This is a genomic window from Rothia aerolata, assembly GCF_014635585.1.
Classification (GTDB): Bacteria; Actinomycetota; Actinomycetes; order Actinomycetales; family Micrococcaceae; genus Rothia; species Rothia aerolata.
Window position 1 is genome coordinate 547,670 of the sequence record NZ_BMDC01000001.1, and the last position, 26,318, is coordinate 573,987.

Annotated in this window: 26 protein-coding genes; 5 read left to right on the plus strand and 21 right to left on the minus strand. The window is 57.8% G+C overall.

Going from position 1 to position 26,318, the window contains the following annotated elements; all coding sequences use genetic code 11:
- Positions 1–205 precede the first annotated feature (205 nt).
- Entirely contained in the window at positions 206–622 is a 417-nt protein-coding gene (locus IEV00_RS02415; protein ID WP_188358729.1) for a DUF3052 domain-containing protein, read from the minus strand.
- Between the two features lie 346 nt (positions 623–968).
- Here IEV00_RS02415 and aceE point away from each other — a divergent pair, with 346 nt between their 5' ends.
- The 5 genes from aceE (at position 969) to fabF (ending at position 7,678) form a co-directional block, all read left to right on the plus strand.
- Entirely contained in the window at positions 969–3,704 is a 2,736-nt protein-coding gene (aceE, locus tag IEV00_RS02420) for a pyruvate dehydrogenase (acetyl-transferring), homodimeric type (protein ID WP_229723020.1), read from the plus strand.
- Between the two features lie 204 nt (positions 3,705–3,908).
- Positions 3,909–4,826: an ACP S-malonyltransferase gene (locus tag IEV00_RS02425; protein ID WP_188358730.1), complete on the plus strand. Its 918-nt coding sequence runs from the start codon at positions 3,909–3,911 to the stop codon at positions 4,824–4,826.
- 32 nt (positions 4,827–4,858) lie between these two features.
- Positions 4,859–5,884 (plus strand): beta-ketoacyl-ACP synthase III, encoded by a 1,026-nt coding sequence (locus IEV00_RS02430; RefSeq protein ID WP_188358731.1) that lies wholly within the window; start codon positions 4,859–4,861, stop codon positions 5,882–5,884.
- 204 nt (positions 5,885–6,088) lie between these two features.
- Positions 6,089–6,331, plus strand: coding sequence for an acyl carrier protein (locus tag IEV00_RS02435; protein WP_188358732.1), 243 nt, complete (start codon positions 6,089–6,091; stop codon positions 6,329–6,331).
- An 81-nt stretch (positions 6,332–6,412) separates the two neighbouring features.
- A complete protein-coding gene (fabF, locus tag IEV00_RS02440; RefSeq protein WP_188358733.1) occupies positions 6,413–7,678 on the plus strand; it encodes a beta-ketoacyl-ACP synthase II in 1,266 nt (421 codons plus the stop codon).
- A 75-nt stretch (positions 7,679–7,753) separates the two neighbouring features.
- On the opposite strand, the gene IEV00_RS02445 is transcribed toward fabF, so the two are convergent.
- The 20 genes from IEV00_RS02445 to IEV00_RS02540 form a co-directional block, all read right to left on the minus strand.
- Positions 7,754–8,248, minus strand: coding sequence for a DUF3145 family protein (locus IEV00_RS02445; RefSeq protein WP_188358734.1), 495 nt, complete (start codon positions 8,246–8,248; stop codon positions 7,754–7,756).
- 10 nt (positions 8,249–8,258) lie between these two features.
- Positions 8,259–9,254 (minus strand): tyrosine recombinase XerC, encoded by a 996-nt coding sequence (locus IEV00_RS02450; RefSeq protein WP_229723021.1) that lies wholly within the window; start codon positions 9,252–9,254, stop codon positions 8,259–8,261.
- 34 nt (positions 9,255–9,288) lie between these two features.
- Positions 9,289–10,527, minus strand: a complete 1,239-nt coding sequence (gene dprA, locus IEV00_RS02455) for a DNA-processing protein DprA (protein WP_188358735.1) — start codon at positions 10,525–10,527, stop codon at positions 9,289–9,291.
- A gap of 13 nt (positions 10,528–10,540) precedes the next feature.
- Entirely contained in the window at positions 10,541–12,082 is a 1,542-nt protein-coding gene (locus IEV00_RS02460) for a YifB family Mg chelatase-like AAA ATPase (protein ID WP_188358736.1), read from the minus strand.
- Entirely contained in the window at positions 12,083–12,514 is a 432-nt protein-coding gene (locus tag IEV00_RS02465) for a YraN family protein (RefSeq protein ID WP_188358737.1), read from the minus strand. It abuts the gene before it with no gap.
- A gap of 216 nt (positions 12,515–12,730) precedes the next feature.
- On the minus strand, positions 12,731–13,063 hold the full coding sequence (locus tag IEV00_RS02470) for a DUF2469 family protein (protein WP_188358738.1): 333 nt from the start codon (positions 13,061–13,063) through the stop codon (positions 12,731–12,733).
- A 22-nt stretch (positions 13,064–13,085) separates the two neighbouring features.
- A complete protein-coding gene (gene rnhB, locus IEV00_RS02475; protein WP_229723022.1) occupies positions 13,086–13,850 on the minus strand; it encodes a ribonuclease HII in 765 nt (254 codons plus the stop codon).
- A gap of 18 nt (positions 13,851–13,868) precedes the next feature.
- Positions 13,869–14,615, minus strand: a complete 747-nt coding sequence (lepB, locus tag IEV00_RS02480) for a signal peptidase I (RefSeq protein WP_188358739.1) — start codon at positions 14,613–14,615, stop codon at positions 13,869–13,871.
- Between the two features lie 85 nt (positions 14,616–14,700).
- A complete protein-coding gene (gene lepB / locus IEV00_RS02485; RefSeq protein WP_188358740.1) occupies positions 14,701–15,345 on the minus strand; it encodes a signal peptidase I in 645 nt (214 codons plus the stop codon).
- A gap of 20 nt (positions 15,346–15,365) precedes the next feature.
- On the minus strand, positions 15,366–15,719 hold the full coding sequence (gene rplS / locus IEV00_RS02490; protein WP_188358741.1) for a 50S ribosomal protein L19: 354 nt from the start codon (positions 15,717–15,719) through the stop codon (positions 15,366–15,368).
- A 247-nt stretch (positions 15,720–15,966) separates the two neighbouring features.
- Complete coding sequence (trmD, locus tag IEV00_RS02495) at positions 15,967–16,866, minus strand: tRNA (guanosine(37)-N1)-methyltransferase TrmD (RefSeq protein WP_188358742.1); 900 nt, start codon at positions 16,864–16,866, stop codon at positions 15,967–15,969.
- 3 nt (positions 16,867–16,869) lie between these two features.
- Complete coding sequence (gene rimM / locus IEV00_RS02500; RefSeq protein WP_188358743.1) at positions 16,870–17,460, minus strand: ribosome maturation factor RimM; 591 nt, start codon at positions 17,458–17,460, stop codon at positions 16,870–16,872.
- Positions 17,461–18,131: 671 nt separating this feature from the next.
- Positions 18,132–18,374, minus strand: a complete 243-nt coding sequence (locus tag IEV00_RS02505; protein ID WP_188358744.1) for an RNA-binding protein — start codon at positions 18,372–18,374, stop codon at positions 18,132–18,134.
- 2 nt (positions 18,375–18,376) lie between these two features.
- Positions 18,377–18,817: a 30S ribosomal protein S16 gene (rpsP, locus tag IEV00_RS02510; RefSeq protein ID WP_188358745.1), complete on the minus strand. Its 441-nt coding sequence runs from the start codon at positions 18,815–18,817 to the stop codon at positions 18,377–18,379.
- A gap of 222 nt (positions 18,818–19,039) precedes the next feature.
- Entirely contained in the window at positions 19,040–20,203 is a 1,164-nt protein-coding gene (locus IEV00_RS02515; protein WP_188358746.1) for an ABC transporter permease, read from the minus strand.
- Complete coding sequence (locus IEV00_RS02520; RefSeq protein ID WP_188358747.1) at positions 20,200–21,111, minus strand: ABC transporter ATP-binding protein; 912 nt, start codon at positions 21,109–21,111, stop codon at positions 20,200–20,202. The genes IEV00_RS02515 and IEV00_RS02520 overlap by 4 nt, the downstream gene beginning before the upstream one ends.
- Positions 21,112–21,216: 105 nt before the next feature.
- Positions 21,217–21,900 (minus strand): response regulator transcription factor, encoded by a 684-nt coding sequence (locus IEV00_RS02525; RefSeq protein ID WP_188358748.1) that lies wholly within the window; start codon positions 21,898–21,900, stop codon positions 21,217–21,219.
- Positions 21,897–23,258 carry a sensor histidine kinase gene (locus IEV00_RS02530; protein ID WP_188358749.1) on the minus strand — a complete coding sequence of 454 codons (1,362 nt, stop codon included), beginning with the start codon at positions 23,256–23,258 and terminating at the stop codon, positions 21,897–21,899. The genes IEV00_RS02525 and IEV00_RS02530 overlap by 4 nt, the downstream gene beginning before the upstream one ends.
- A gap of 189 nt (positions 23,259–23,447) precedes the next feature.
- Positions 23,448–24,233, minus strand: a complete 786-nt coding sequence (locus tag IEV00_RS02535; RefSeq protein ID WP_188358750.1) for a formate/nitrite transporter family protein — start codon at positions 24,231–24,233, stop codon at positions 23,448–23,450.
- Between the two features lie 116 nt (positions 24,234–24,349).
- The gene (locus tag IEV00_RS02540) at positions 24,350–26,290 is read right to left on the minus strand and encodes a hypothetical protein (RefSeq protein ID WP_188358751.1); all 1,941 of its coding nucleotides are present in this window, start codon (positions 26,288–26,290) and stop codon (positions 24,350–24,352) included.
- Positions 26,291–26,318 lie beyond the last annotated feature (28 nt).

Sequence of the window (26,318 nt, forward strand, 5' to 3'; positions counted from 1 at the left end):
TCTGCGATTTCGTTTCCTTCATCGCGGCGACAAGAAATACTATACGCACATGATTTTTTGGGCGCAAGTCAGAAACAGCCCATCAAGCAGAAAACAGGTTGTTCCACTTCACATAGTGCGCCAAAATCCCCGGAAAATCAAGGGGAAAGCGGAGCAAAAATTTTTTAAAAAAATTCTCCGCCCCGGGGGCGGAGAATCAAAAGTCTTAGCGAACCTGCTTGGTCACCAGGCGGGTAGCCGCCCACTCTGGGCCAGCAGTCTCGGTGGTGGTCACGTGCAGACCGGCAACGGGAGCTGCCTCCTGAATATCCAGGGGCGAAACGTAGCCTTCCCTACCCGACTTGGGGGTCAGAAGCCAAATCACGCCACCCTCGTCAAGGCTGCCCAGCACATCCATGAGGCCGTCGATGAGATCGCCGTCCTCTTCGCGCCACCAGAGCAGAACGGCGTCCACTACCTCCTGGTCATCTTCGTCCAGAAGTTCGGAGCCCACCAGAGCTTCCAGGGAGTCACGCAAGTCGAAATCGACGTCGTCGTCATACCCAAATTCCTGGATGAGATCCCCATCCTTGAAACCAAACTGGACTGCCGCTTGATCTGCAGCGGTCTTGGTCTCGCTCACTGATGTCCTCCTGAAAGTATCGTCTTATCCGCACCCGAGAAGTCTCGGGTGCGGCTGAAAATGGATTCTAAAAATCCCCTATAGAACTACTGAACACGGTGCACCCCGCTCACGCAACTAAACACGACCATTTGTGGGCAACTTTCTTGCAAGTTTGGTGTCTGTGACTGAAATGACCCTCAAGTTCAGCCCTCAGGGCAAGAATCTCTCAACCGTTATTTACCTTTTTGTGACAACATAGATGGTGATACCGTTTTGGGTCTTTAGTACCCAAAACCTGTAGGGGTTGACTGCGAGGTAGCAGGCGGCCCTTACGCACACAATAACTACCGAGAGAGGTTAGCTAGTGGGACCCTCAGATACTAACGATCACGTGCTGAGTGCACTGACCAATAGTTTTTCCGATACCGACACTGAAGAAACCCAGGAATGGATTGATTCCTTCGACGAGCTCATTGATGCTCAGGGTACCGAGCGCGCTCAGTTTATTGTGCGTTCGCTTCTTCAGCGTGCCGGAAGCCGTAGCGTTTCCGTTCCCATGGTGACCACCACCGACTACGTGAACACCATTCCCGTTGACCAGGAGCCCGAGTACCCTGGCGATGAGAAGCTGGAACGCCGCTTCCGCAACTACCTGCGCTGGAATGCTGCCATTATGGTTCAGCGAGCGCAGAAGGCAACCATTGGCGTGGGTGGTCACATTTCTTCCTACGCGGGTATCGCTACCCTCTACGAAGTTGGTCTGAATAACTTCTTCCGCGGCCCCGAACACCCCGGTGGCGGCGACCAGATTTTCTGGCAGGGTCACTCCTCCCCCGGTAACTATGCTCGTGCTTATCTTGAGGGCCGGCTCACCGAAGAGCAGCTCGATGGTTTCCGCCAGGAGAAGACCAAGGCGGAGCAGGGTATGCCTTCGTACCCGCACCCCCGCAACATGCCCGAGTTCTGGCAGTTCCCCACCGTGTCTTTGGGCATTGGTCCCATCAACGCGATTTGGCAGGCTCAGTTCAACCGCTACCTGCATGACCGCGGCATCAAAGACACTTCGGATCAGCACGTCTGGGCTTTCCTGGGCGACGGCGAGCTTGATGAGGTCGAGTCACGCGGTGCTCTGCAGATTGCTGCCAACTACAACCTCGATAACCTGACTTTCGTTGTTTCCTGTAACCTGCAGCGTCTTGACGGCCCGGTACGCGGTAACGGCAAGATTGTTCAGGAGCTTGAGGCCTTCTTCCGCGGTGCCGGCTGGAACGTTATTAAGGTTCTGTGGGGCCGCGAGTGGGATAGCCTGCTGGAGAAAGATAAGAGCGGCGATCTGGTTCGCATTATGAACGAGACCCTGGACGGCGACTACCAGACCTATAAGGCTGAGGACGGCGGCTTCATCCGCGAACACTTCTTCGGCCGCTCCCCTGCCACCAAGGAACTGGTTGCAGATATGACCGACGACGAGATTTGGTCACTCAAGCGTGGTGCCCACGATTACCACAAGGTCTACGCCGCCTACAAGGCAGCTCTGGAACACAAGGGTCAGCCCACCGTTATTCTGGCTCAGGGTATTAAGGGCTACGGCCTGGGTAGCCACTTCGAGGCTCGTAACGCTACCCACCAGATGAAGAAGCTGACCATGGATGATCTCAAGACCTTCCGTGACTCACTGCGTATTCCGATTTCCGATGAGGAGCTGGAGAAGGATCTTTACAATCCTCCCTACTACCACCCCGGTTTCGATGCTCCCGAGATGAAGTACGTTCTGGAGCGCCGCGCCAAGCTCGGTGGTTTCTTGCCCGCCCGCAAGAACACCCAGCCCGAGATTACCCTGCCCACCGAGAAGGCTTTCAAGGCTTCTAAGAAGGGCTCCGGTAAGCAGATGGCTGCTTCCACCATGGCCTTTGTGCGCCTGATGAAGGACCTCATGCGTGAGAAGGACTTCGGCGAGCGCGTGGTGCCAATTGTTCCCGATGAGGCCCGTACCTTCGGTATGGACTCCTTCTTCCCCACCTCGAAGATTTACAACCCCAAGGGTCAGAACTACCTGGCGGTTGACCGCGAGCTGATGCTCTCCTACAAGGAATCTCCTCAGGGCGTTATTCAGCACGTGGGCATTAACGAGGCGGGCGGTGCTGCTGCCTTTACCGCTGCCGGTACCTCCTATGACACCCACGGTGTGCCCATGGTTCCGATTTACATCTACTACTCGATGTTCGGTTTCCAGCGCACCGGCGATGCTTTCTGGGCAGCTGGCGACCAGCTGACCCGCGGCTTCATTGTGGGCGGTACCGCGGGCCGCACCACCCTGACCGGTGAGGGTCTACAGCACATGGACGGTCACTCCCCCGTTCTGGCTTCAACCAACCCCGCTGTGATTCACTACGACCCTGCCTACGGTTACGAAATTGCCCACATCGTGGAGCGCGGTATCGAGCACATGTACGGTACCAAGGATGAAGACCACAATGTGATGTACTACCTGACCGTCTACAACGAGCCCATTATTCAGCCTGCTGAACCTGAGGATGTTGACGTAGAGGGCATCATCGGTGGTATCTACCGTGTTCAGGAATCCCAGCTGGACGGCCCCCGCACCCAGTTGCTGGCCTCCGGCGTTGGTGTGCCCTGGGCCCGCCGTGCCGCTGAGTTGCTGGCTGATGACTGGGGTGTTTCCGCTGATGTTTGGTCTGTTACTTCATGGACCAAGCTGCGCCGTGACGGTCGTGACGCCGAGCGTGAGGCTTTCCTCTCCGGTGGCGAGAAGACCCGGGTTCCCTTCGTGACTTCTCAGCTGGAAGGCGCAACCGGCCCCATCGTTGCTGTCTCTGACTTCAACTCTGATTTGATGGATGGCATTCGCCAGTACGTGCCCAACGAGTTTGCAACTCTGGGTACCGACGGCTGGGGCTTCTCTGACACCCGTGCCGGTGCCCGCCGCTTCTTCAACATCGATGCTGAATCAATCGCTGTTCGTGCTCTGCAGATGCTTGCTCAGCGCGGCGAGGTTGATGCAGATGTACCTGCAAAGGCCTTTGCTAAGTACAAAATCGATGAGAACAAGCCGGCTACCGAGCCCAATGGCGAAGAGTAAAATCTAGGCCAAAATTGAGGTGGATTCCTGAGGGGTCCACCTCAATTTTTTGTCCGGACTCTTATTTGTACCGACCGTACAGTTTTGTAAGTTCTGAGATTAACTCCCGCTCTCGGCAGGTAGGGCTGGGGTAGGATTTCATACAGATAGCGCCGAGGGTACCCTTCGGCTACCCGATCTTCCATAGAGTAAGGATTCATCACCATGATTGCTGTAGTATGCCCGGGTCAGGGCTCGCAGAAGCCCGGTTTTCTGGCTCCCTGGCTAGAAATTGACGGAGTGCGGGAGCATCTTGAGAAGCTCTCGGCTGCGGTTGACCTTGACCTGATTCACTACGGCACCGAGGCTGACGAAGAGACCATCAAAGACACCTCTGTGGCCCAGCCCCTCATTGTGGCAGCTGGTATTATCGCCGGTAGCCAGCTGAAGAAAAACCCTGCCTTTGATGCCTCCCAGGTAATCTTTGCCGGCCATTCGGTGGGTGAGGTAACTGCCGCAGCGCTTTCGGGAGTACTGAGTGAGGAAGACGCCATGCGCTTCATTAAGGTACGCGCCACCGGTATGGCGGACGCCGCCGCGGCGGCTCCCAGCGGCATGAGCGCCGTCCTCGGGGGTAAGGAGGAGGACGTACGCGAGGCGATTTCCGCAGCCAATCTCACCGCGGCGAACTCCAACGGCGGAGGTCAGATTGTAGCCGCCGGTGCTCTAGAAGATCTCAAGAACTTTGCCGAGAATCCTCCGGCTAAGACCCGCGTGATTCCGCTGAAGGTTGCGGGCGCTTTCCACACCTCTTTCATGGAGTCAGCTGTGGCACCCCTGCAGGAGTTTGCCGAGACTCTCTCGCTCGCTGCCCCCCAGGCTGAGCTTCTCTCTAACTACGACGGTCAGGCGGTAGCCGATGGCAAGGCCGTGGTGGATTCTCTGGTAGCTCAGGTTACCCGCCCGGTGCGCTGGGATCTCTGCATGGAGGCCCTCTCTGCCCGCGAGGTCACCGCGGTGGTTGAGCTCGCTCCCGCCGGCACTCTGGTGGGCCTGGCCAAGCGCGGCATGCGCGGCACCCCCGGCATTGCGGTGAACACCCCCGCAGACCTTGACCAGGCAGCAGCCGCCTTCACCAACTAAGAGATTTCACTGAAACAGGTTCTAGGAAAATCATGACTACACTCAAGCAGACAGTGCCCCACCAGTTCTCCCGTATTCTGGCCTACGGCGCATCCCGCCCAGACCTTTCGGTGACCAACGATGAGATTGCCGGCCCCATCAATTCCTCCGACGAGTGGATTCGCCAGCGCACCGGTATCGTCACCCGCCAGCGCGCCTCAGAAAATATCTCTGCCGTTGACATGGCCAAAGAGGCAGCCGCCGAGGCGGTCAAGAAGGCGGGTATCACCGGCGACGAAATCGACGGCGTCATTATCGCCACCGTCTCCCACCCCTACGCCACCCCCTCCATGGCAACCCTGGTGGCAGATTCGCTGGGTTCAAAGTGCGCCGCCTACGATATTTCTGCCGCCTGCGCGGGCTTCTGCTACGGAATCGCCCAGGCTGATTCCATGGTTCGCTCCGGCCTTGCTCGCAACGTGGTAGTGGTCGGCGTGGAGAAGCTGACCGACTTCATCGACAACACCGAGCGCACTATCTCCTTCCTGCTCGGTGACGGCGCCGGTGCGGCGGTTGTTGGTGTATCAGATACTCCCGGAATCGCCCCCACCGTCTGGGGCTCCGACGGCTCCCGCTGGGATACCGTGGGTATGACCCACTCTCTGCTGGAAATCCGTAACCGCGACTTCGTTGCCAACCCCGTGCAAGAGGGCGAGAAGATTTGGCCCACCCTGCGCCAGGACGGCCCCTCGGTCTTCCGCTGGGCAGTGTGGGAGATGGCCAAGGTGGCCAAGCAGGCGCTGGAAGACGCCGGCATCACCCCCGATGAACTCGGCGCCCTAATTCCCCACCAGGCTAACGAGCGCATTATTGACCAGATGGTCAAGACCCTCAAGCTACCGGAGAGCGTCAAGGTAGGCCGCGACATTGTAGACGCCGGTAACACCTCAGCCGCCTCCATTCCGCTGGCTGCCCACCGCCTGCTCGAGGAGAACCCCGAGCTCTCGGGCAAGTTCGCCCTGCAGATTGGTTTTGGTGCTGGCCTGGCCTTTGCGGCCCAGGTGGTTGTGCTCCCCTAAACCAACCGGCTAGTTCAAATAGGGTGTGAACAATCCCCAATTTTTGCCACTGGCAGCGCTAATGAGCGACAGCTAAGGCAAAAATAACGATAAACTCTAACGGAAGTCTTTTTCGATTGAGTAGAATCAAGACGGAAAAGGTAGCCCCTTTTAAGGCTAAAAACAGCGAAAGAACTTCGCTCACTCAAAGCAAAGGAGCCAAACATGGCTAACACTGAAGAGATCCGCGCAGGTCTGGCAGAAATCGTTAACGAAGAGACCGGCGTCAACGTAGAAGACGTTCAGATGGACAAGTCCTTCACCGAAGACCTCGACATCGACTCCATCTCAATGATGACCATCGTTGTCAACGCTGAAGAGAAGTTCGGAGTTACCATTCCCGACGAAGAGGTCAAGAACCTCAAGACCGTTGGCGATGCAGTGAACTTCATCGAAAACGCTAAGTAATTAGCTTGTGGGGCGCGGCCAAATCTGGTGGCTGCGCCCAACTTTTAGCCTTTCCTTTCCATATCTCTAGAAAGCGTGAAGATGTCTCATAAAGTTGTGGTGACCGGTCTGGGTGCTACTTCACCCCTGGGCGGCGACGTTGCGACTACCTGGGAGAACGCCCTCAAGGGTGTCTCTGGAATTATCAAGCTCGAAGACAGCTGGGTTGAAGAACACGACCTGCCGGTGAGCATCGCTGGTCGCCTGGCTGTTGACCCCCTTGAATCCGGCCGTCTAAGCAAGGTTGAAGCCAAGCGCCATGATCCTTCGGGGCAGTACGCTCTGGTTGCTGCACGCGAGGCATGGGAAGATGCCGGATTCTCCGCTGAAAACGCAGAGGATGCTGAAGAACTTGACCCCGAGCGCATCGGCGTAGCTTTCGGTACCGGCATTGGTGGCGTGTGGACCCTGCTGGATGCCTGGGATACCCTGCGCGATAAGGGCCCCCGCCGCGTGATGCCCATGACCGTGCCCATGCTCATGCCCAACAGCAATGCCGCTGCTGTGTCAATGACTTTCAAGGCCCGCGCTGCCGCACAGACCGTAGTTTCTGCCTGCGCGTCCTCCACCGAGTCTCTTTCTTTGGGTCTGGCCATGATTCGTTCTGGCAAGGCGGACGTTGTAATTGCTGGCGGCTCAGAGGCCGCTATTCACCCCATGCCGCTGGCTGCTTTTGCCAAGATGCAGGCTCTCTCCCGCCGTAATGACGACCCCGCCGCAGCGTCGCGCCCCTACGACACCGACCGCGACGGCTTTGTGATGGGTGAAGGCGCTGCTGTGCTCGTGCTCGAGTCAGAAGAGCACGCCAAGGCCCGTGGCGCCCGTATTTACGCTGAGCTGGCAGGCACCGGAGTCTCGGCAGACTCCTACCACATCACCGCTCCCGATCCCTCTGCTCTTGGCGCTACCCGGGCTCTCAAGGAGGCTCTGGAAGACGGCCAGGTAGACCCCACCAGCGTGGTACACGTTAATGCCCACGCTACCTCGACTCCGGCCGGTGACGTTCCCGAGTCCAACGCCCTGCACGCGGCCTTCGGTGAGCACACCAAGAAGATTGCGGTTTCTGCGACCAAGTCGATGACCGGCCACCTGCTCGGCGGTGCCGGTGCGCTAGAGGCGGTTCTGACCGTCAAGGCTGTTGCTGACCGCAAGGCTCCCTGCACCATCAACCTGGAAAACCAGGACCCCGAGATTGATCTGGATGTTGTAACCGAGGCCCGCGATTTGCCCGAGGGCGAGATTGCAGCTGTCTCCAACTCCTTCGGTTTCGGCGGCCACAACGCGGTTGCGGTCTTCCGTAGCGTCTAAAGCAGGAAAGACTGTAGAAAGGGCTCTCCACTCATCCGAGTGGAGAGCCCCTTTCTTTGCCTTTATGGGTAATTCTTAGGACGAGCGCGTGAGCGGCTGAGGCTGGCCGCGGTCGAGGTCGGCGCGTAGCGGCTCAAGCTCATCGTTCCAAGGCTCACCCAGCGCAGCAGAAAGCTGGCTGAGTAGCTGGTCTGGCCGCCCATGGGACTTCTCGTAGGCGGAGCGGATTCTGTCTTCGCTGACCATAAAGTTACCGGCGTGGTCGGTAACCGTGTAGAAAACGCCCAGATCAGGGGTATGCATGAACCAGCCGGGTAAGGTTTCTGCGGTTCCTTCTTCACTGATTTCAAACCAGAGGTTGGGCACCTCCCGAAGCGCTGAAGCCAGCAGGGAGCCGGTGCCGCTTTCATCCCGCCAGACAAGGCTGCAGGTGCTAAAACCGGTCATGGCTTTCTGCTGTTGCCAGCGGTAAGTTGGCTTCTCGGCCAGCACGGATTCGAGAACCCACTGGATATGGGGTATCAGCGAGCGCTGCGCGGCGAGGATATAGACTGTTCCCCCGGTGTGCATCGGAGACCTCCTATGCCCTGGGGTGGGCTTGCTGGTAGGTGTTGGCTAGTCTCTCCACTGAGACGTGGGTATAAATCTGGGTGGTGGCCAGGGTGCTGTGGCCCAGGAGCTCTTGGACTGCTCTGATGTCAGCACCGCCGTCTACCATGTGGGTGGCTGCGGTATGGCGGAAAACGTGTGCCCCGCTTGCTTCGGTGTCTGGAAGGGCTGCCAGAAGATCGTTGAGGTCTTTTCTGATTTGGCGCGGGTTGGCCCTGCCGCCGCGGGGGCCGATGAAGAGGGCGTCTTGGACTGTGCCTTGGTTCTGCTTAAACCAGGTTCTGCGCCCGGAAGATACCCAGCGGTTGAGAGCTTTAAGGGCTGGAAGACCAAAGGGCACGATTCTTTCTTTGTTGCCCTTGCCGATGACTCTCAGCGTGTGCTGTTCTCGGTCAATGTTGGAGAGGTTCAGGCTGCACAGCTCAGAAATACGAATACCACTGGAGTAGAGAAGTTCAATGACGGCGAGGGTCCGCTGGGGGTGAGGGTCAGAGGGGTTCTGGGCGATGAGTTCTTCAAGCCTGGTGATGAGCGCGCTCATCTGCTTCTTACTCAGCACCTCGGGTAGGAATTGATCTTTTTTGGGGCTGGTAAGAACTAGAACCGGGTTGGCATCCACCAGCCCTTCATCCTCAGCCCAGGCAAAAAAGGTTTTCAGCGATGAGGTGCGGCGGGCGGTCGATGACTTGGCGCTGTGGAGACTGGCCAGCCAGGAGCGGGCAGTCTGTAAGTTAATTTCGTTGAGGTTCTCAGCCCCGTGCCGAAGGGCGAAGGCGAAGAAGGAGCCAAGATCGGAGAGGTAGGCGGTGATGGTCTGCTGGGACCTAAATTTTTCGTAGTGCAGGTAGCGGCTGTAGCTCTCCAGCGCCCGGGTAAAGACCCGGTCGCGGTCTAAAGCCTCGGCTCCCAGCGGCAGGGTGGCAGCAAGGTTTGACTCCGGTGCTGTTCTACTCTGCTGGCTCATCATTGCCCCATTCTATCAATCCCCTCTGGCCGGCGGTTCATGTGGCTTTCTTATAGGCCTTAGACTTTCGCCATCCCTGAGCTGTTTGTTCAGCCAGACCTTTCTGCGCCAATTGCGACAGCCCCAGTAGAAGGTTTCTTCCCTCAACCCCCGCCATGACTCCCAGGTGCTCGGTTGCGGCAAAGTTTCTCAGGGGCAGGGCATCCCAAATTCGCTGTTCGGCCTCGCTCAGCTGGCCTATCTCGGATGTTTCGGGGCTCTCAAACAGGTGTTCTTGTTCCGGTTGCAGGTGCTGGTTGAGCGACTCCGTGATGTCGCTGGCCGAGGTAGTAATTTGGGCTAGCCCGTCTCGCAGCAACCTGTGGCAGCCTTCTGAGTTGGGTGAGAAAATCTGACCGGGTACCACCCGAACCTCCCTGCCAATTTCTAGGGCGTGGTGGGCGGTGTTAAGCGCGCCTGACCGCCAGCGGGCTTCGACCACCACGGTCACAGATGCCAGCGCCGCGATGAGCCGATTGCGCTGGAGAAACCGCCAGCGGGTAGGCTGATAGCTCAGGGGCACCTCGGAGAGAAGCAGGCCGCGCTGAATCACCTCGCTGAGTAGCTGTTCGTTGTGCTTGGGATAGGGCCGGTCTACCCCGCCCGCCATCAGAGCCACCGTGGAAAGAGGCCCCGCAGCGGTGACAAGAGCAGACCGGTGGGCCACCGCGTCAATTCCAAAGGCACCGCCGGAAACGATGGTATAGCCCTGCGCGGCAAGGTCGCCCGCCAGGTGGGTGGTGGCTGAGTTCCCGTAGGAGGTCGTATCGCGCGAGCCCACCACCGCCACGCTCCCCTGCAAACTCAAATGTTGTAGCAGAGTTCTGTCTCCCCTGCCCCACAGGGCAAAGGGCTCATCAGCTCCCAGGTCATGAAGTTGCTCTGGCCAGTCAGGGTCTTCTGGAATCATCACCCAGGCACCCAACCGACCCGCGATTTCCATCTCCCGTTCAAAGGTATAGGGCCTCTTCCGCCCGGCCCAGTTTTTAATGCGCGTTTGCATCTGCTGTGCCCACTCCTGCCAGGTGTGGGCGGCAAGCTCTGCGAGGTCTTCTGCCCGCTCTGTCAGGACGTCGTCCAGCGGCTTCCGCTGGCTGAGCAAATCGGCGGTGGTTGGGGCGCCCAGGAGAGAAAGTGAGAGCTGAACACAGGGATCCTGTGGCTCTGCCAGGTGAAGAATCTCTGCCCGAGCGCTCCTTACTTCTGCCAGGGGGTCTTCGTCTATCCGATAGGTCATGGTTCTACTTTCTCTAGGGGGTCTCCTGACCCATGTTTCGAAAATACAGGGCAAGGTCCAGATGTTCCTTACGAGGGCTGGTTGCTCCGTCGAGGTCAGCCAGAGTCCAGGCAGTTCTCAGTACCCTGTCAAAGCCCCGGGCGGTCAGCGTTCCCCGGTCCACAGCGCTTTTGAGGTCTCCGGTGAGTTCCGGAGAAAGATTGAGTGGCCCACGCAGAATCTTGCCATTGGTCTCTGCATTGGTTTTCAGCCCAAAGGGTCTCAGTCTCTCCTTTTGAGCTGCCCGAGCCTGCTCTACCCTGGCACGGATCGCCGCGCTAGCTTCATTTTCCGTGGTCAGTGCAAGGTCAGCTGAAGAGACCTTGGGAACGGTAATGTGCAGGTCGATTCTGTCGAGTAGGGGACCTGAAATCTTTCCAAAATACGAGCGCCGCTCCCGCGAACTGCAGGTGCACTGTAGCCCTCGCCCGGTGTTGTTTCCGCAGGGGCAGGGGTTAGCTGCCAAGACCAGCTGAAAACGGGCGGGATAGCGGGCCGAAGCCGCCGCCCGGTCGATGATGATTTCCCCGGTCTCCAAAGGTTGGCGCAGAGAATCCAGCACGTGCCGCTTGAACTCCGGAGCCTCGTCTAAAAAGAGAACGCCTCGGTGAGCCCGGGAAACAGCGCCGGGCCTTGGCAGCCCCGACCCTCCACCTAGAATCGAGGGCGCTGTTGCTGTGTGATGGGGTGCTTCAAAGGGCGGTCTACGCACCAGCTCATCTCGCTGCCTGCTCCCGTCGGTCAGCGAATGAATAGCGGTGACCTGCATGGCGGAGTCATCATCTAGCTCGGGTAAGATGCCCGGCATCCTTTCAGCCAGCATGGTTTTGCCAGAACCCGGCGGGCCTTTGAAAAGAATATGGTGGCCTCCGGCGGCAGCAACCTCTAAGGCTAGGCGCCCCTCGGTTTGCCCCGAAACATCTGCCATGTCAACCTTGACCAGGGGCTGCCCGGCAGAGACAGCACTCTCCCGCGCCGGGGAGGTCTCGGGATAGCGGAGGCCGGCGGCGTCCGCCCCTAAAGCAAGAAAGACCTCGGCCACCGCAGCATAGCTGTGCACCTCAGCACCTGGCACCAGGGCAGCCTCTGATGCGTTGGCTTCGGGAACCACCACCGTGCTAAAGCCCGCTTCAACAGCCGAGCGAACCGCCGGCAAAATACCCGGAACGGGCCGGATGGAACCGTCAAGGCCAACCTCTCCCAAAAAGACGGTAGCCCCGGAGGGCTTGAGTTCCCCAGCCGCTTGGAGGGCTGCCACCAGCAGGGCAAGATCAAAGGCAGAGCCCCGCTTGGGTAGGGTCGCCGGGGTCAGGTTGATCGTAATTTTGCGCGGGGGCAGGGGAATTCCGGCATTTTTAGCGGCAGAGCGAACCCGGTCTTTCGCCTCGTTGAGGGCGGTATCGGGTAAGCCCAGTAGTACAAAACCGGGAAGGGCCTGGGAAATATCGGCCTCAACCTCTACCATGTGTCCCTGAATTCCCACCAGTGCTACCGAATAGGTTTTTGCAAAGGCCATCTAGGCCACCGCCTTGAGGTGCTCAAAGCAGAATGTCTGGGGGCTGCCGGTAATGGCCACGGCGTCGATGCGCAGGGCTGTAAAGTGCACGGGCGAGGGAGAGTCCAGCCAGGAGTAGGCCAGCTGGCGTAGCTTCTGGGCCTTGCGCGCAACAATAGCTTCGAGAGGGTGGCCACTGGACGCCGATGACCTCGTTTTAACCTCAAGAAAAACAAGTTCCCCTTCAGGGGCTAACATCACGGCGTCAATTTCTCCCCGAGGGTTGGGCCTGCCGCTGGCCGCCAGTGCCTCGGCTGAGGGTCGCCAGTTCCTTTCAATGAGCCGATACCCCTGAGCCTCAAGGAGGGAGACCGCCAGGTTTTCGCCCCAGGCGCCTAAGCTCCTGTTGTGGTTCGTAGCTTGGCGAGATTCAAATACAGTGTCAACTTTCACGGTGGTGCCTTTCCTAGCCAGTGCGATTGACACCAGTTTCGGCACAGATCAAGCGGGGCTCCAACATGTGGATAAAATCGTAAAAATCGCCCCTGATTTTCCGCGGTTTCCACAGACACGCGGTGGACGACTTGCTCACATCGCTACCAAAAGTTGCTGTCTGTGGATAAAGAAAAACCGGAGCCCGAGGGGTCTCCGGTTTTTGCTCAGCCCAGTTTAATCTCGCTCTAGCGGGCCCGAGAAATCAGGAACGGTCAAATCGGTTCGCTGGGCTTTCTCCTCCACGTTCACGTCCTTCACCGAGTAGATATGCACCTTTTTCACAAAACGGGTGGGCCTGAAAACATCCCATACCCACACATCGGTTAGATCAACTTCAAAGTAGAGGCTTCCCTTCTCCGTGTGCGGGGTAACCTGCACCTCGTTGGCCAGGTAGAACCGCCGGTCAGTCTCTACCACGTAGGTAAAAAGCTCCGAGACATTCTGGTACTCCCGGTACAGCGCCATCTGCGATTCGGCTTCAAACCCATCTAGGTCTTCTGCGCTCATGGCTTCTCCTCTCCAGGATTTCTTACAGGTTTTGTTGTGCTCGTTGGAGGTAGGCAGCCTTAATCTGCTCCTCGTCTACTCCCAGGTTCCAGGTCAGCCGGTGCTCCATGCTGGGGCCCTGCTCTGCCAGCGCCTGCCGGTGGGTAGCCGAACCGTAGCCCTTGTTTTTCTTCCACCCAAAGTTGGGGTAAAGCTGCGCCAGCTCGTTCATCAGATGGTCTCGTTCTACCTTGGCCACCACCGATGCCGCCGCGATCGAAGCGCACTTAAAGTCACCCTTGATGACTGTCTCGACCGGGCCCTCCCAGGCAGCGCTACTCCCCCAGGCCTCAGCCACCAGAGACTGATAGAGCAGTTCTGCCTCATCCAAACCGGCCAGGAGGTCAGGGGCCGGGGCAGTGAGCCAGTCGTGCTTACCGTCAAGGAGCACGAAGTCTACGGAGGACGTCGCTCGGGCGGCCACTCGCGCCAGGGCCCGCTGCCCTGCCAGCCGCAGTGCCCTGGTCATACCCAGGGCATCAATTTCAGCGGGCTGGGTATAGCCCACCTCCACCACGCACCAGTCTCGAATCGCCGGCACCATGGCCTCTCGCTTTTTCTCGCTCAGTGCCTTTGAGTCCACCAGCCCCTCGACGCTGAGCCGGGTGGCGGCGTCCACCAGTGCAACCCCCACGCAGACCGGCCCGGCCAGGGAGCCGCGCCCCACCTCGTCCATACCCGCGATGGTGCCCACACCCCGGGCAAAAATCTGCTCCTCAGTCTCAAGCGTTGCGGCGGCAACCTTCACTCTCTACTCCTTAGCCTCTTAGTTGGCGGCGTCGGGAACATTGGCAAAGACGTCTTCTGCGCCAGAGACCCAGGTGAAGTGGCTCAACGGCCAGGCAACCACAAAGACCTCACCCTCAACATCTGAGTCGCTGACAAAGGCAGTGTTGCTCTCGATGTGGTAGCGGGAATCTGCGGAGTTATTGCGGTGGTCACCCATCACGAAATAGGAGTCTTCGGGAACAATCACGTCAAAGGGAATATCGGTGGGGTTCGCTCCGGGATAGATATAGGGCTCGTCAATGACCTCGCCGTTGACGGAAATCTTGCCGTCTGAGGTGGAGGCAACGTGGTCGCCGCCCACACCAATTACGCGCTTGACCAGGTAGTTGTTCGAGGAATCGGGCAAGATGCCCACAAAAGAGAGGGCAGAACGAATCGGGTTGGTCTCCTGGGTAGAGCTATCGATCCAGCCCTGGCTGTCTTTGAACACAATAATGTCGCCGCGCTTGGCATCGCCAAAGGCAGAGCCCGCAACGTTGACAAACACCCGGTCATTGATTTGCAGGGTGTTCTCCATCGAACCCGAGGGAATAAAGAAACCGCGCAGAACAAAGGTCTTCAGAAGGAAAGCAATTAGTAGCGCATAAAGAATAACCAGCAGGAATTCCTTGATTTGAGCGCCCACGCCGCTTCTTTCCCGCTCGCGGCGGCTGCGACGAGTTTCGGGCTCGCCGGGTGCAGGGGTTGCCCCAGAAGAATTGACGGGAGTATTAGGGTCAGCCATAGCAGAAACCTTCCTGAACGAGAAAAAGCTACAGACAGTCTATCCACCTTACCTGGCAAAACCGTCTGTAGCTTCACAACTGAATCTAGTGGCCCAACCGACCGGCGCGGTCTGCGGGTAGGGCAATAAAAATTGGCTTTCCAATCACTTTTTCGGTGCGGATCATGCCGCCACCGGGGGCACCTAGAAGCGCCCGCGAATCGCGGGAAACTGACCGGTGATCGCCCATCACCCACATGCGGCCAGCAGGAACCTCCACCGAAAACTCCGTCTCAGAGGCAGTGTTGCCGGGGTAGAGATAGGGTTCTTCAAGCACCTGGCCATTAACTTTGAGGTGGCCGTCAGAGCAGCACTCCACCCTATCCCCAGCTACACCAATCACACGTTTGACGTAGATGGTATCTGAGCCTTCAATCCCCAACCACTGGGCGCCGGTTCCCACCGGATCGGTGAGCCAGGGAGAAGCTGAAACATAGGGAGAAAAGGAACCCTCGCCGTCAAAAACCACCACGTCGCCGCGGTGCACCTCGCCGGCCAGCCGGTTGACGATAATGCGGTCGCCCGGTTCCAGGTAGGGCTCCATTGACTCAGAGGGAATCATATAGACCTCTAAGAAAAAATGCCGAATAATCAGCAGGAGCACGAAGGCGAGCAAAGCCGCGGGCACAAACAGGCGCCACCCCCGAAACCGGGACTGGCGCCCTAAAGCAGAATCAGACCTTGCGGTCATACTCTGATAAGCCCTCGACCTTAGGCGTTGTTTTCGCGCTTCTCGCGGATACGAGCAGCCTTACCGTGGCGGTCGCGCATGTAGTAGAGCTTCGCACGGCGTACGTCACCGCGGGTTACAACCTCGATCTTGTCGATGATCGGGGAGTGTACGGGGAAGGTACGCTCAACGCCAACACCGAAGGAAACCTTACGAATGGTGAAGGTTTCGCGAATGCCTGCGCCCTGGCGGCCCACAACAAAGCCCTTGAAGACCTGAACACGTGAACGGTTACCTTCAACAATGTTGACGTGTACATTCAGGGTGTCGCCGGGTGCGAACTCGGGAATGTCGTCGCGGAGGGACTTGTTATCGATGAAGTCAAGCTTCTGCATTGATTTCTCCACAAGGTATCAGCCGCAGGTCTAATACTCTCGTTCTACTTTCGCGCACAGTGTCTTGGCCGGTTGGTACCGGCAGACTATTGCTGCCGCGAAGAAACGTTTCTACATAGTCACCGGTTGCGGTGGCTACGGTTCACACTGTTGAGGCCGCTCATCCCCCTGCGGCAGGGGCGTACCCAGAGTGAACACAAGCATTAATTATGACACTGAAAGCGCCAGCTGCAAAGACTTAGCGCTGTTATCTAGCTTGCTCTTGCTGATTTTCTTCTTCCTGCTGGAGCTGTTGGGCCTGCTTGGCCGCCCTCAGCTGTTTCTTCCGCTCGGTTCGCAACTCAATCAGCAGTTTGCGGTCTTTTTTGTCCCACATCTCATCGCTGGCTGAGGCAATCATGTCGTAGCGCCTGGAAAAGGTGCGCTTAATCTGCTCATCGCGCCGCCAGCGGGCAATGGCACCGTGGTTGCCCGAAAGAAGTATCTCGGGCACCTCTCTCCCCCGCCACTGCGCCGGCTTGGTATAGACCGGGTACTCTAGTAAACCGCCGGTGTGGGATTCCTCTGCCAGGGACTCGGGGTTACCCATAGCGCCGGGAATCAGGCGAATAATTGCCTCGAGCATGACCATCACCGCTACTTCCCCACCGTAGAGCACATAATCGCCGATGGAAACGGGCATCACGCGGAAAGACTCCTCTGACCAGTCCAGCACCCGCTCGTCTATGCCCTCATAGCGGGCGGGGGCAAAGGCAATGTGTTCCTCCTGTGCCAGTTCGTAGGCGAGTTGCTGGTTGAAAACAGTTCCCGCCGGCGAAGGGACGATCAGCAGGGGCTTCTCCCCTTCCGCGCGGGCAGACGCCGCGGCGGCGTCGTCCTGCGGCTGATCTGCCCCGGCAGAAGACTGTAGGACGGGCGATTGGGCCAGTACGCGGTCAAGGGCAAGACCCCAGGGCTCGGCTTTCATGACCATTCCCGCGCCGCCGCCATAGGGGGTATCGTCTACCGTTTTATGGCGGTCAAAAGCAAAATCGCGCAGGTTATGAATCTGCACGTCTACCAGGCCTTCTTGGCGGGCTTTACCCAGCAGGGAAAGTTCAAGAGGGGCAAGGTAGTCGGGAAAAATCGAGATAACGTCAATACGCACGGGCTAGGATTCCTCGCCCTCTTCGTTCTCTTCTTCGCCGAGATTGAGCAGGCCAGCGGGAGGGTCAATCAGCACAAACTTTTCATCGAGATCGAGCTCGGGCACCAGTTCCTCAACAAAAGGAATCATGGCTTCTCGGCCGTTATTCAGCTCAATGAGCAGAAGGTCCTGGGTGGGCATGGTCTGTAGACCTGAGACCTTACCAATGCCCTCTCCCTGAGGAAGCTCGCCCTCGGGAACCTCACTGAGCAGAAAAACGGGCAGGCCCAGAACATCGTGCTCATAGATACCTTCGTCTTCGTCTACCTCGGAGGAGTCAAAGACCAGGCGGGTGTTGCGTAGCACCTCGGCATCGTTGCGGCTGGTGACCTCTTCAAAGCGGACGACCAGGATTTTCTTGTTCCAGCGGGAGCCAGCCACGGTGAGCTGGCCAGCCGGTGCAATGCGGGCAACCTCTGACCCAGCCCTGAAGTTTTCAATCTCTAGGGTCTCGCCCTTGGCAAAACGTGCCTCGGGGTTATCGGTGAAAAGCTCAACCGTGACCTCACCGCGAATACCGTGGGGCTTGCCAATGCGTGCTACCTGTACTTGCACAATCGTCCTTTGAAGTTGGGGCAAATCAATCTGTTGTCAGTCTACCAAGGAGTGCTAGAACCAAAGTGTGCCCAGATAACTATTTTGTCGCCGGTGGAGCAGTTATCTAGTTGGCGGATAAAACGGTCTTAAAAATGTTCACTCGGGAGCCAGGGTAGCCCTTGAGGAAACAGACTCGGGCTTATAGGACAAATCTGTGTCTACAATACCCCAACAAACACACGACAACCGACCCCACAACTTAGCCCCAGAAGCTCACCTCAACCCTCTACCACCCAAAACCAGCACCTGCGACATAGGCCAGCCTGGATTACCTGCGGAAACAAGCTCTCGGTACACCTAGATTTCTGTAGATAGACCTCAGGTACACACAAGTTCCTGTTAAGAAGCCAAAAGTACACCTGTGTTCCCTGGGTACACATCTAGATGTGTACCCAGGGAACACAGGTGTACCTACGTCAGCCCGGCAAGAAGAAACTTGTACCTTGTCCCCAACGTGTTTTCCCGAGAGGCCACTTTTATACCGAAAACCAGCCAAAAACGGTACAAAAATGGACACTCGGCAATCATAGCAGCCCTTGAGGATACAGATTCGTCCAATAGCCCAGAACCTGCCCATAAAAGAAACTCCCCGGGCGGACTAGCCACCCGGGGATTTCAAAGCTATTCAGTTAGCGTTTGCGGTCGGTATCTACAACGTCCACGCGAACGTGGTCATCAATACCTAGCGCGTCAACCACCGTACGAATGCTGTTGGCGGTACGGCCAGAACGGCCAATCACACGGCCAAGGTCATCGGGGTTAACCCGAACCTCTAGTGTTTCACCGCGACGCCCGCTACGCGAGCGCACCTGAACATCGTCGGGGTTGCTGACGATTCCTCGAACGAGGTGCTCGAGTGCATCTGCCAACATGATTACTCAGCTGCTTCCTCAGAAGCTGCTTCTTCAGCTGCCTCTTCTGCGGGAGCCTCTGCTACTTCTTCCTCAGCCTTCTCTTCGCCCTTGGGGGTGATAGCCTCGGGAAGAATGACCGAACCCTTTTCGGGGGTTACGAACTCGGGCTTAGCTTCAACGGGCTTAACAGCTGATTCAGCCTTTTCACCCTTAGCTGCTGCCAGGTCACCGGTCAGCTTGAGCAGTGCACGAACCTGGTCAGTAGGCTGAGCGCCTACGGACAGCCAGTACTGAGCACGCTCAGAATCGATCTGGATGAGTGAGGGGTTTTCGGTCGGCTGGTAGATGCCGATTTCCTCGATCGCACGACCGTCACGCTTCTTGCGTGAGTCCATCACTACAACACGGTAGCGAGGATCGCGGATCTTACCCATACGCTTCAGACGAATTTTAACAGCCACTTTTGTGGACTCTCCTGTTTCTATGTTTGTGCGAAACTAAAGTTCAGCGCTCGTGGGGCGAGCCGTTCCTAGAGTTTCTGTTGAACGCAATGTCGCGCGAGTGAGAGGGATCGCGCGCATCGAGTACCTGCAAAATTATGCCAAAGAGAAACCGCTTAATCCAGGGGTTTCCCCGGATTAAGCGGTGTGTTTTGTGCTATCTCTGCACAGGGTCTGAGGGGCTTACTTTTTCAGGGCCTGTCTCCACGTTACTGCCGAGCCCGCCCGCATGATGTTGTTCTGGTAGATGCGGGCACCGAGCAGGGTGAGTAGCGCTGCCGCCACCGCGCACAGCATCAGGGCCAGTAGTGGCTCCCAGAAGGCTACGTTTTCGGTCAGCAAGCGCATGGGCATGGCAATCGAAGAAACAATCGGGATGAAGGAGAGCACCTGAAGCATGGTGCCCGAGGCATAGATGCCTCCGAAGAGGGCTCCCATCGAGAGCATCATAATCGGTGTTGACAAGCTGGCAATGTCTTCATTGCGAGACGACATAGCCCCCACGGCAGCCCAGGTCGTGGCGATGGTCGAGAAACCTACGATGTAGAAGGCCACGAACCAACCGGCTGAGGAGAGTACCCAGCCAAACTCGTCCAGGGCACCCATGAGGTTTGCTCCGGTTAGCCCCACTATCAGGTAGAGGGCAATCTGGCCCACCGCAAGAACAATGTTTCCCACGATTTTGCCGATGAGCAGCTGGCGAATGGGAATAGCGGTAGCGATGATTTCAACAATGCGATTCTGTTTCTCTTCAACCACAGACTGGGCAATCATCACTCCAAAACCAATAATTGCCATATAGAAAATCATGGCGAAGGCGAGGCCCACCATCATGGCGGCAAAAGAGTTATCTTCACCCTTGAGAGTCTCAACTTTTAGGCTAGATCCTGCGGTGAGCTGGTCCATAGAAATACCCTGTTCAGCCGCATTCGCGGCTGTAGTGGTGGAGACAACGCTCTGCTCAATCAGGTTTGTCAGCGAGGAATCTGAACTTTCAGCATAGGCCAGTTCCCAGCCGGAATCAGCGGGTGAGAGCAGGGCGTCTACATCCTCTGCTTCGAGAGCCGCCCGGGCCTCATCTTCTGAAGCGAAGTTTTCTGCTACCAGGCTGTCATCTGAACCTGAGGATTCCAGGGAATGATTGGCCGAATCGATGATTGCTTGGGCAGACTGGTTGGTATAGCCCACCGTGTAGTCGGTGGTTTTATTACCAAAGTAGGCTCCGGCGCCGATACTCACCACAATGATTGCCAGCGAAAAGAGGGTGCTGAAGATAAAGGACTTGTCGGTTAGCTTAACCATGATTTCGCGCACCGCTACGGTGCGCCATGCATTTTTCTGGTTCATTGCTGGGTGGCTCCTCGGTAGATATCGCCCAGAGTGGGTAGCTCGCGGAAAAATTCAGTCATGCCGTGCTCAAGACCGCGGGTTAGAATCTGCTGGCGGACGGCGGCGGTTTGGGTTCGGTCGCTTATTTCAAGTAGGGCGTTGGGGCCGGCGAGGTCTACCACCTCGGTCCCCGGCACCTCCCTCAACCAGGCGGCGTCCTGCTCTGACCGATAGCGGAACCGTACCGGCCCCGACTCGCGCAGCTCCTCAGCGCCGCCGGTTGCCTTAACTTCGCCTCGGTGAAGAATCACCACCCGGTCGCAGAGCCGGTCTACCAAATCGAGCTGGTGGGAGGAGAAGAGAACCGGAACGCCCTCACGCATCAGCGAGTGCAGCATATCAACCATGGTGTCTACTGCCCGAGGGTCAAGACCGGAAAAGGGTTCATCAAGAATAAGCGCCTGAGGCCGGTGCAGAATCGAAGCGACAATCTGTACCCGCTGCTGGTTGCCCAGAGAAAGGGATTCGAGCTTGTCTTTGAGACGGTCCCCCAGGCCCAGCTCTGCCAGTAGGTCACTGGCACGGGATTTAGCGGTTGTAGCGGTCATTCCCCGCAACTGCCCCAGATAGATCAGCTGGTTGAGAATGGGCTGTTTGGGGTAAAGTCCCCGTTCCTCCGGCATGTAGCCAAAAGAGACACGATCTGCTAGGTTGAGCGGTCGCCCTCCATAGAGCACCTCCCCGCTGGTTGGTTCAAGCAAGCCCATCATCATCCGCATGGTGGTGGTCTTCCCCGCTCCGTTTGCGCCGAGAAAGCCTGTCATCGCTCCGGGTTCAACGGTGAAGCTGGCGTTGGAGACCGCGGTTTTACTCCCGTAGGTCTTGGTGAGGTTACAGACCTCGATACTGCCCTGTTCAACTAACATGGTTCTCCCAAATATGGTGTGTATCTGTTACCTAACAGAGTAGAGAACCGAACCGAGCAGGTACTCCCCCGCACGGGGGATATCACCGGGGGATTTGCAAAAATGCTAGCGAGCCAGCCCCACCCGATGGGCAAAGATAGCGGCATTAACCCGATCTCTAGAGTGGGTCTTTGCAAGGATTGAGGAGACGTGGGTTTTGACGGTCTGAGCCCCCACAAAGAGTTCCTCCGCAATTTCAGCGTTGGTCAGCCCCTGAGCCAGCAAATGCAAGGTTTCTTTCTCGCGGGCAGTAAGCGAATTGAGAATCAACACTTGTTCGGGGGTCAGCGACAATTCAGCCTTCTGCTGCGGTGCATCGCCCTCATGCTCCACCAGGCGCCGAATCAGGGGAAGAGTCATTTTCGGCGCCAGAAGAGCGTGGCCAGCCTGCACCTCGTGGATAGCATCTACCAGCTCGTCAGCAGCTGCGGTTTTGAGCAAAAAGCCAGCTGCCCCGGCCCTCAGAGCATCGAAAAGGTAATCTTCTCGATCAAAGGTGGTCAGCATAATCACCCTGGTGTCGGCAAATCTTTGGGTGAGCTGCGCTGTTGCTTCAATGCCGTCCATCACCGGCATCTGCACGTCCATGAGCACAATATCCGGGCGGTGTTCTTCCACCAGCTCAAGCGCCTGCTGGCCGTTAGAGGCCTGTCCCACCACCTCGATGTCTTCTTCCACCGAAAGAATCATGCTCAGACCAGACCTAATAAGGTCTTGGTCATCTGCTAATAAAACCTGAATGGCGCTCATTGGTCTGTTCCCCGCCCACTGGCTGTCTCTGCTGAAAATGAATACGGAATTCTCACCCGAACACGCCAGCCTGCACTCCCCTTGCGCGGCCCCGCTTGGCAGGTTCCTCCCAGTGCTGTGGCGCGCTCCCGTAAGCCCCTCAGGCCGAGGCCGCTGCCGTCACAGGAGCCAGCCGAGACGCCGTCGTCCACCACCTCTATTTCAACCCAACCACCGCCGGACTCACCGGTACGCAAGCTCAGCCAGGCGTTGCGGGCGCCGGAGTGCTTGACCGTGTTGTTGAGCGCCTCCTGCGCTATGCGGTAGAAGGAAAGCTGGACGCCGCGGCTGAGCTGGTCGAGCGCGCCGGGCTGGTGCTCCACCCGGCTTACGTCCACCCTCAGGTTGGCAGGTTCTAACTTGGCCGCCAGGGTCTCGATCTCGGCGAGCTGGGGCTCATCGCGGGTGGTCTCCCCGGTACCATCGGCTTCCTCAGCGCGGAGCACGCCCAGAACTGAGCGCATCTCATCAACAGCTGACCGGGCGCTGGAAGAAATGTTTTCAAGGGGTAGGCCGGCAGCTTCGGGGCTCTTGTCCAGGAGTCGGCGCGCGGCTGAGGCCTGAATACCGATAGCAGAAACGTGATGCCCAATCGAATCATGAAGCTCGCGGGCTATGCGCAGACGGTCTTTGGTCGCCGCGTCTGCCGCCATCTGTTCAGCATTCTGTTCAAGCTGAAGAGCCTGGCGTTCAAGAACTGCCTGCTGGTAGGCCCGGTGGTAGGAAGAACGGCCAAAAGCAATAGCGCCGCCAAAGTACACCGTGTTGATAAGGACGCCCGCGATAAGGCTGGCGGTGCTGGGAGAGAAGGGGCCTGCGGTATCGGCGTTGGGATCGACCGTCATGAAGTAGGCTGAGCCGGTGATAACCCAGCCCGTGATAATCCAGAGCATCACAACCAGAATCATCAGCCAGGTAACAACGCCCAAAATCTTACGGTCTGTGGCCCAGGCAATTGCTGAGTAAATCAGGGCAAAATAGCAGGCCTGAAAACCAAGCTGCACTCCGGCGAGAACATCGATGCTCCCCAGCACGAAGAAGAGCACGGTTCCCACAATCATGGCGGTGAGGGGAAAGGCCCGGCGGATAATGAGCGGAAGGGTCATTGCCGCGGTGGTTGAGTAAAGAGAAAACTCGTTGATGTCCTGGAACATTTCCATGCCGAGCCCCTGCAGACTCAAAAGATGGATCACGATGAGAAGCAGGGTGATTAACCAGCCGATGATGTCGCGCGCCAGATACCCGTGCGGTCTGGGGCGTTCCCAGTCGATGTCGGGGTTGCTGACCAGGGCGGCGGCCTTCTGAATGAGGAGATTCACAGGCACTATTGTGGCATAGAAATGCGCTCCCTCACTCGTGGATGAGTCAAGGAGCGCATTACTGAACTTAGCAGGCTGTCTTTCGGAACAGCGACTGCGGGGTGCCGGTCAGCCGACTGGCTCGGGGCTGGCGTTAAGGGTGTCGGCTGACCGGCACCCCGCAGGAGCCTTACCCCGTAAGGCGAAAAGTTAGTCCTTGTAGACGGTCTTGGTCTTGTTCAGCCAGGCGTAGACCGCGCCAATGAGCAGGCCGCCGCCCACGAAGTTGCCCAGCCAGACCATCAGCCAGTTCAGCAGCACCGAGCCCAAGGTCATGGAGGCGGGCAGGGGGTCTGCTGAGAAGAAGGTGATGGTCATCAGCGAGAAGTTGGCGATCACGTGTTCCAGGCCCAGGCCAACGAAGATGGCCAGGAAGGCGATGATGGTGAAGAACTTGGAGACCAAATCCTTGGAGAAGGAAGCGCCAACGATTGCCATGTTGACCACGAAGTTAGCACCGATACCTTCGAGGAAGGCGCCCCAGGCTGACTTTTCTAGCTTGCCCTCGGTGAGGGTGGAAATCAGGTGGGTCTGGTCCATTCCAGCGAATTTAGCGGACTGGCTCAGCAACAGAGCAACCAAAATAGCGCCCACCAGGTTAAAGATGGTGGTAACAATTACCAGCCAGATTGCCTTACCCCAGGTGGTTTGGCCGGTGGTTGCCCCGTAGGAGCTGAACATCATGTTTCCGGTTGCCAGTTCGGCGCCCAGAATAATAATTGCGTAGAGACCGAAGCCGAAGAGGAAGGCAAAAACGATGCCGCCCAGGCCGGGTGCCAGCTGTTCAACGGCGTAGCCTGCCACACCGGAGAAGGCGGTAGCGATGGTGAGGTAGATGCCTGCGAGAACAGCTCGAACAGCGAAGCGACCGAAGTCGTGATTCATGAGTTCGAGTTTTTTACCCAGGCCTGCTTCAGCAGTTTCATTGAGTACCATGATAAAAATTCTTTCCGTGTGAAATAAATCTGACACTGAGAGTTTACCGCTAATGCCCCCTGAACAGTGGATAAACGAACGTGCGCTGGGGAACACTCCAGCGCACGCTGTCTCACCTATTTCTTAAACCTCTTGCGGACTTTCTTAGCAAAAGATTCCGCCTTTTCTCTCATCTGCTGGAGAGAGACGCCCGGCTCCTGCACCGGGTGAGAAGTTTCCTCCGCAGAGTTTTGTAGCTCTTCCATCAGCGAGAGCTCCTTCTGGCCCTTGCCCAGCCGGGTTTTACCATCGGCGTTGAGGTCTTTCATCTTCTGGTAGCTTCGGGAAACCGCGAACTCTGCCAGGCCGGTGCCAAACAGGGCGAGCGCCCCCAGGGCAGCAGTGCGTGCTGACTGGCCGCGGGCCCTGCGCCGAGCCGCCATACCCGCCAGCAGAGCCGAGGCGGAAAGCTGCACAGCGCCGTCCACCGCAAAAATCCAGGGGCGGTCCATCAGCTGGCGCGAGACGCTGGAGAGGCGGTCATCCCCGTTGGGGTAGGCGGTCAGCGACTCTTTCACCACCTCACCCACGCCCATATCGGGGAAGTAGATTTTGTGCCCGGCCAGGGTCTCGATATCGAACTGGCCCAGCACTATCTTAGAGAGCTCATCAGGAAGGTCCAGCAGCTGAAGCACAGACTCCATGCCCAGCTCCGAGGCAGAATCCTCCACATAGTTGCGCAGGCGCTTGGTGGCGGTTTCGTCCAGGCCGTAAATCCAGCTGAGGTTCTCCACCTCATCATTGGTTCGCACAAAGTTCAGCGGCTCCGGCAGGTTACCCGGCAGAGTCCAGAGGGTATCCAGGGCAAAAGAGTTCTGCGGAACGTAGCGGGTCAGCGTCTTGGGCGCGCCCCAGTGCAGGTCGATCACGGCACCGGAATCGGTATCGTCGGGCACGGGATCGCCCACCACCCTGTTCATCCACTCGCCCCAGGTACCTTTTTCAAAGCCCGAGGCACGGCCGTGGCCACCCGGCACCACAAAAGAAAGGTGGTGGTTGGTGCCGTTGGACTCCGCCACGATAGCGGGCTTAGCCAGGCTGCGCAAAAGGTTGAGCATGGAAACCGGGTCGGTGGAAATCATGGTCCAGCCGTTATCTGCGGGGACGGCGCTGACCGGCGATGCCACGAAGGTATCGGCTACCAGCGTGGGAACCTCAGGGGCTTCAAGCTCGATGAGGGCAGCCACCAGTGAGTCGGCGTCCAAGCGCAGTTCCTCCCCCAGCACGGTCACCGGAGCCTGAACCGAATAGGAGTCTTCGGTGGCGCAGAGGCCGCCGCGGGCGGGCAGGTGCTCGAGCAGGTTCTCGGCGAACTCCTCAAAGTCGCTACCCTTGGTGAGTTTGCCATCTTCTCCCAGGTGAGCTGTTACCATCGCTTCGTCGTCGAGCTGAAGGCAGAGCACAAACACATCAACGTGGTCTTCATCTGCTTCATAGACCATCACCTCGGGCAGGTCAACGCTGGCAAGCACCAGGGCCTGCACCACGTCTTCGCTGCTGGCTTCGCTCACCCGGCGGTCAAACTCCGGGTCAAAGTCTTCGGAAGGTTCGAGGGTATCGCCGTTCTCGGCGGAGTCGTTCTCAGCGTTATCCTCAGCATCCGGGGTGGTCGGCGGAATGGTAAGGTCAACCACCACCATGTCATTATTGGCTCTCGGCCGCAGGCCCCGGGGTTCCTCGGGTTCGTCTGCGGCGCGCTCAGAATCGGGAATAGAGTCGGCCTCTGCCTCGGCAGAGAGCATCTCTTCCAGCAACTCCGGGGTCACGTTCATGCCCTCTAGCCGCTGAACCACCGGGTCGGTAGACGAAGAATCCCCCTTGGCCGACTGGCGAATAGCGCCGATCATCTGCTCAATCTCCCGGCGCAGACGCTCGGTGGGATCATCTGCAACAGGTTCGGTATCGTGAGCAACCTCAATCCCAGAATGGCCAAAATCCAGGCTGATACGAGCCCAGGAGGTCAGAAACTGATCATCGCTGAGCGGCTCACCCGAATGCTGTGGGAATGAATCAGACATAGTCTTTTCAAGTGTCCTTTGACTTCTT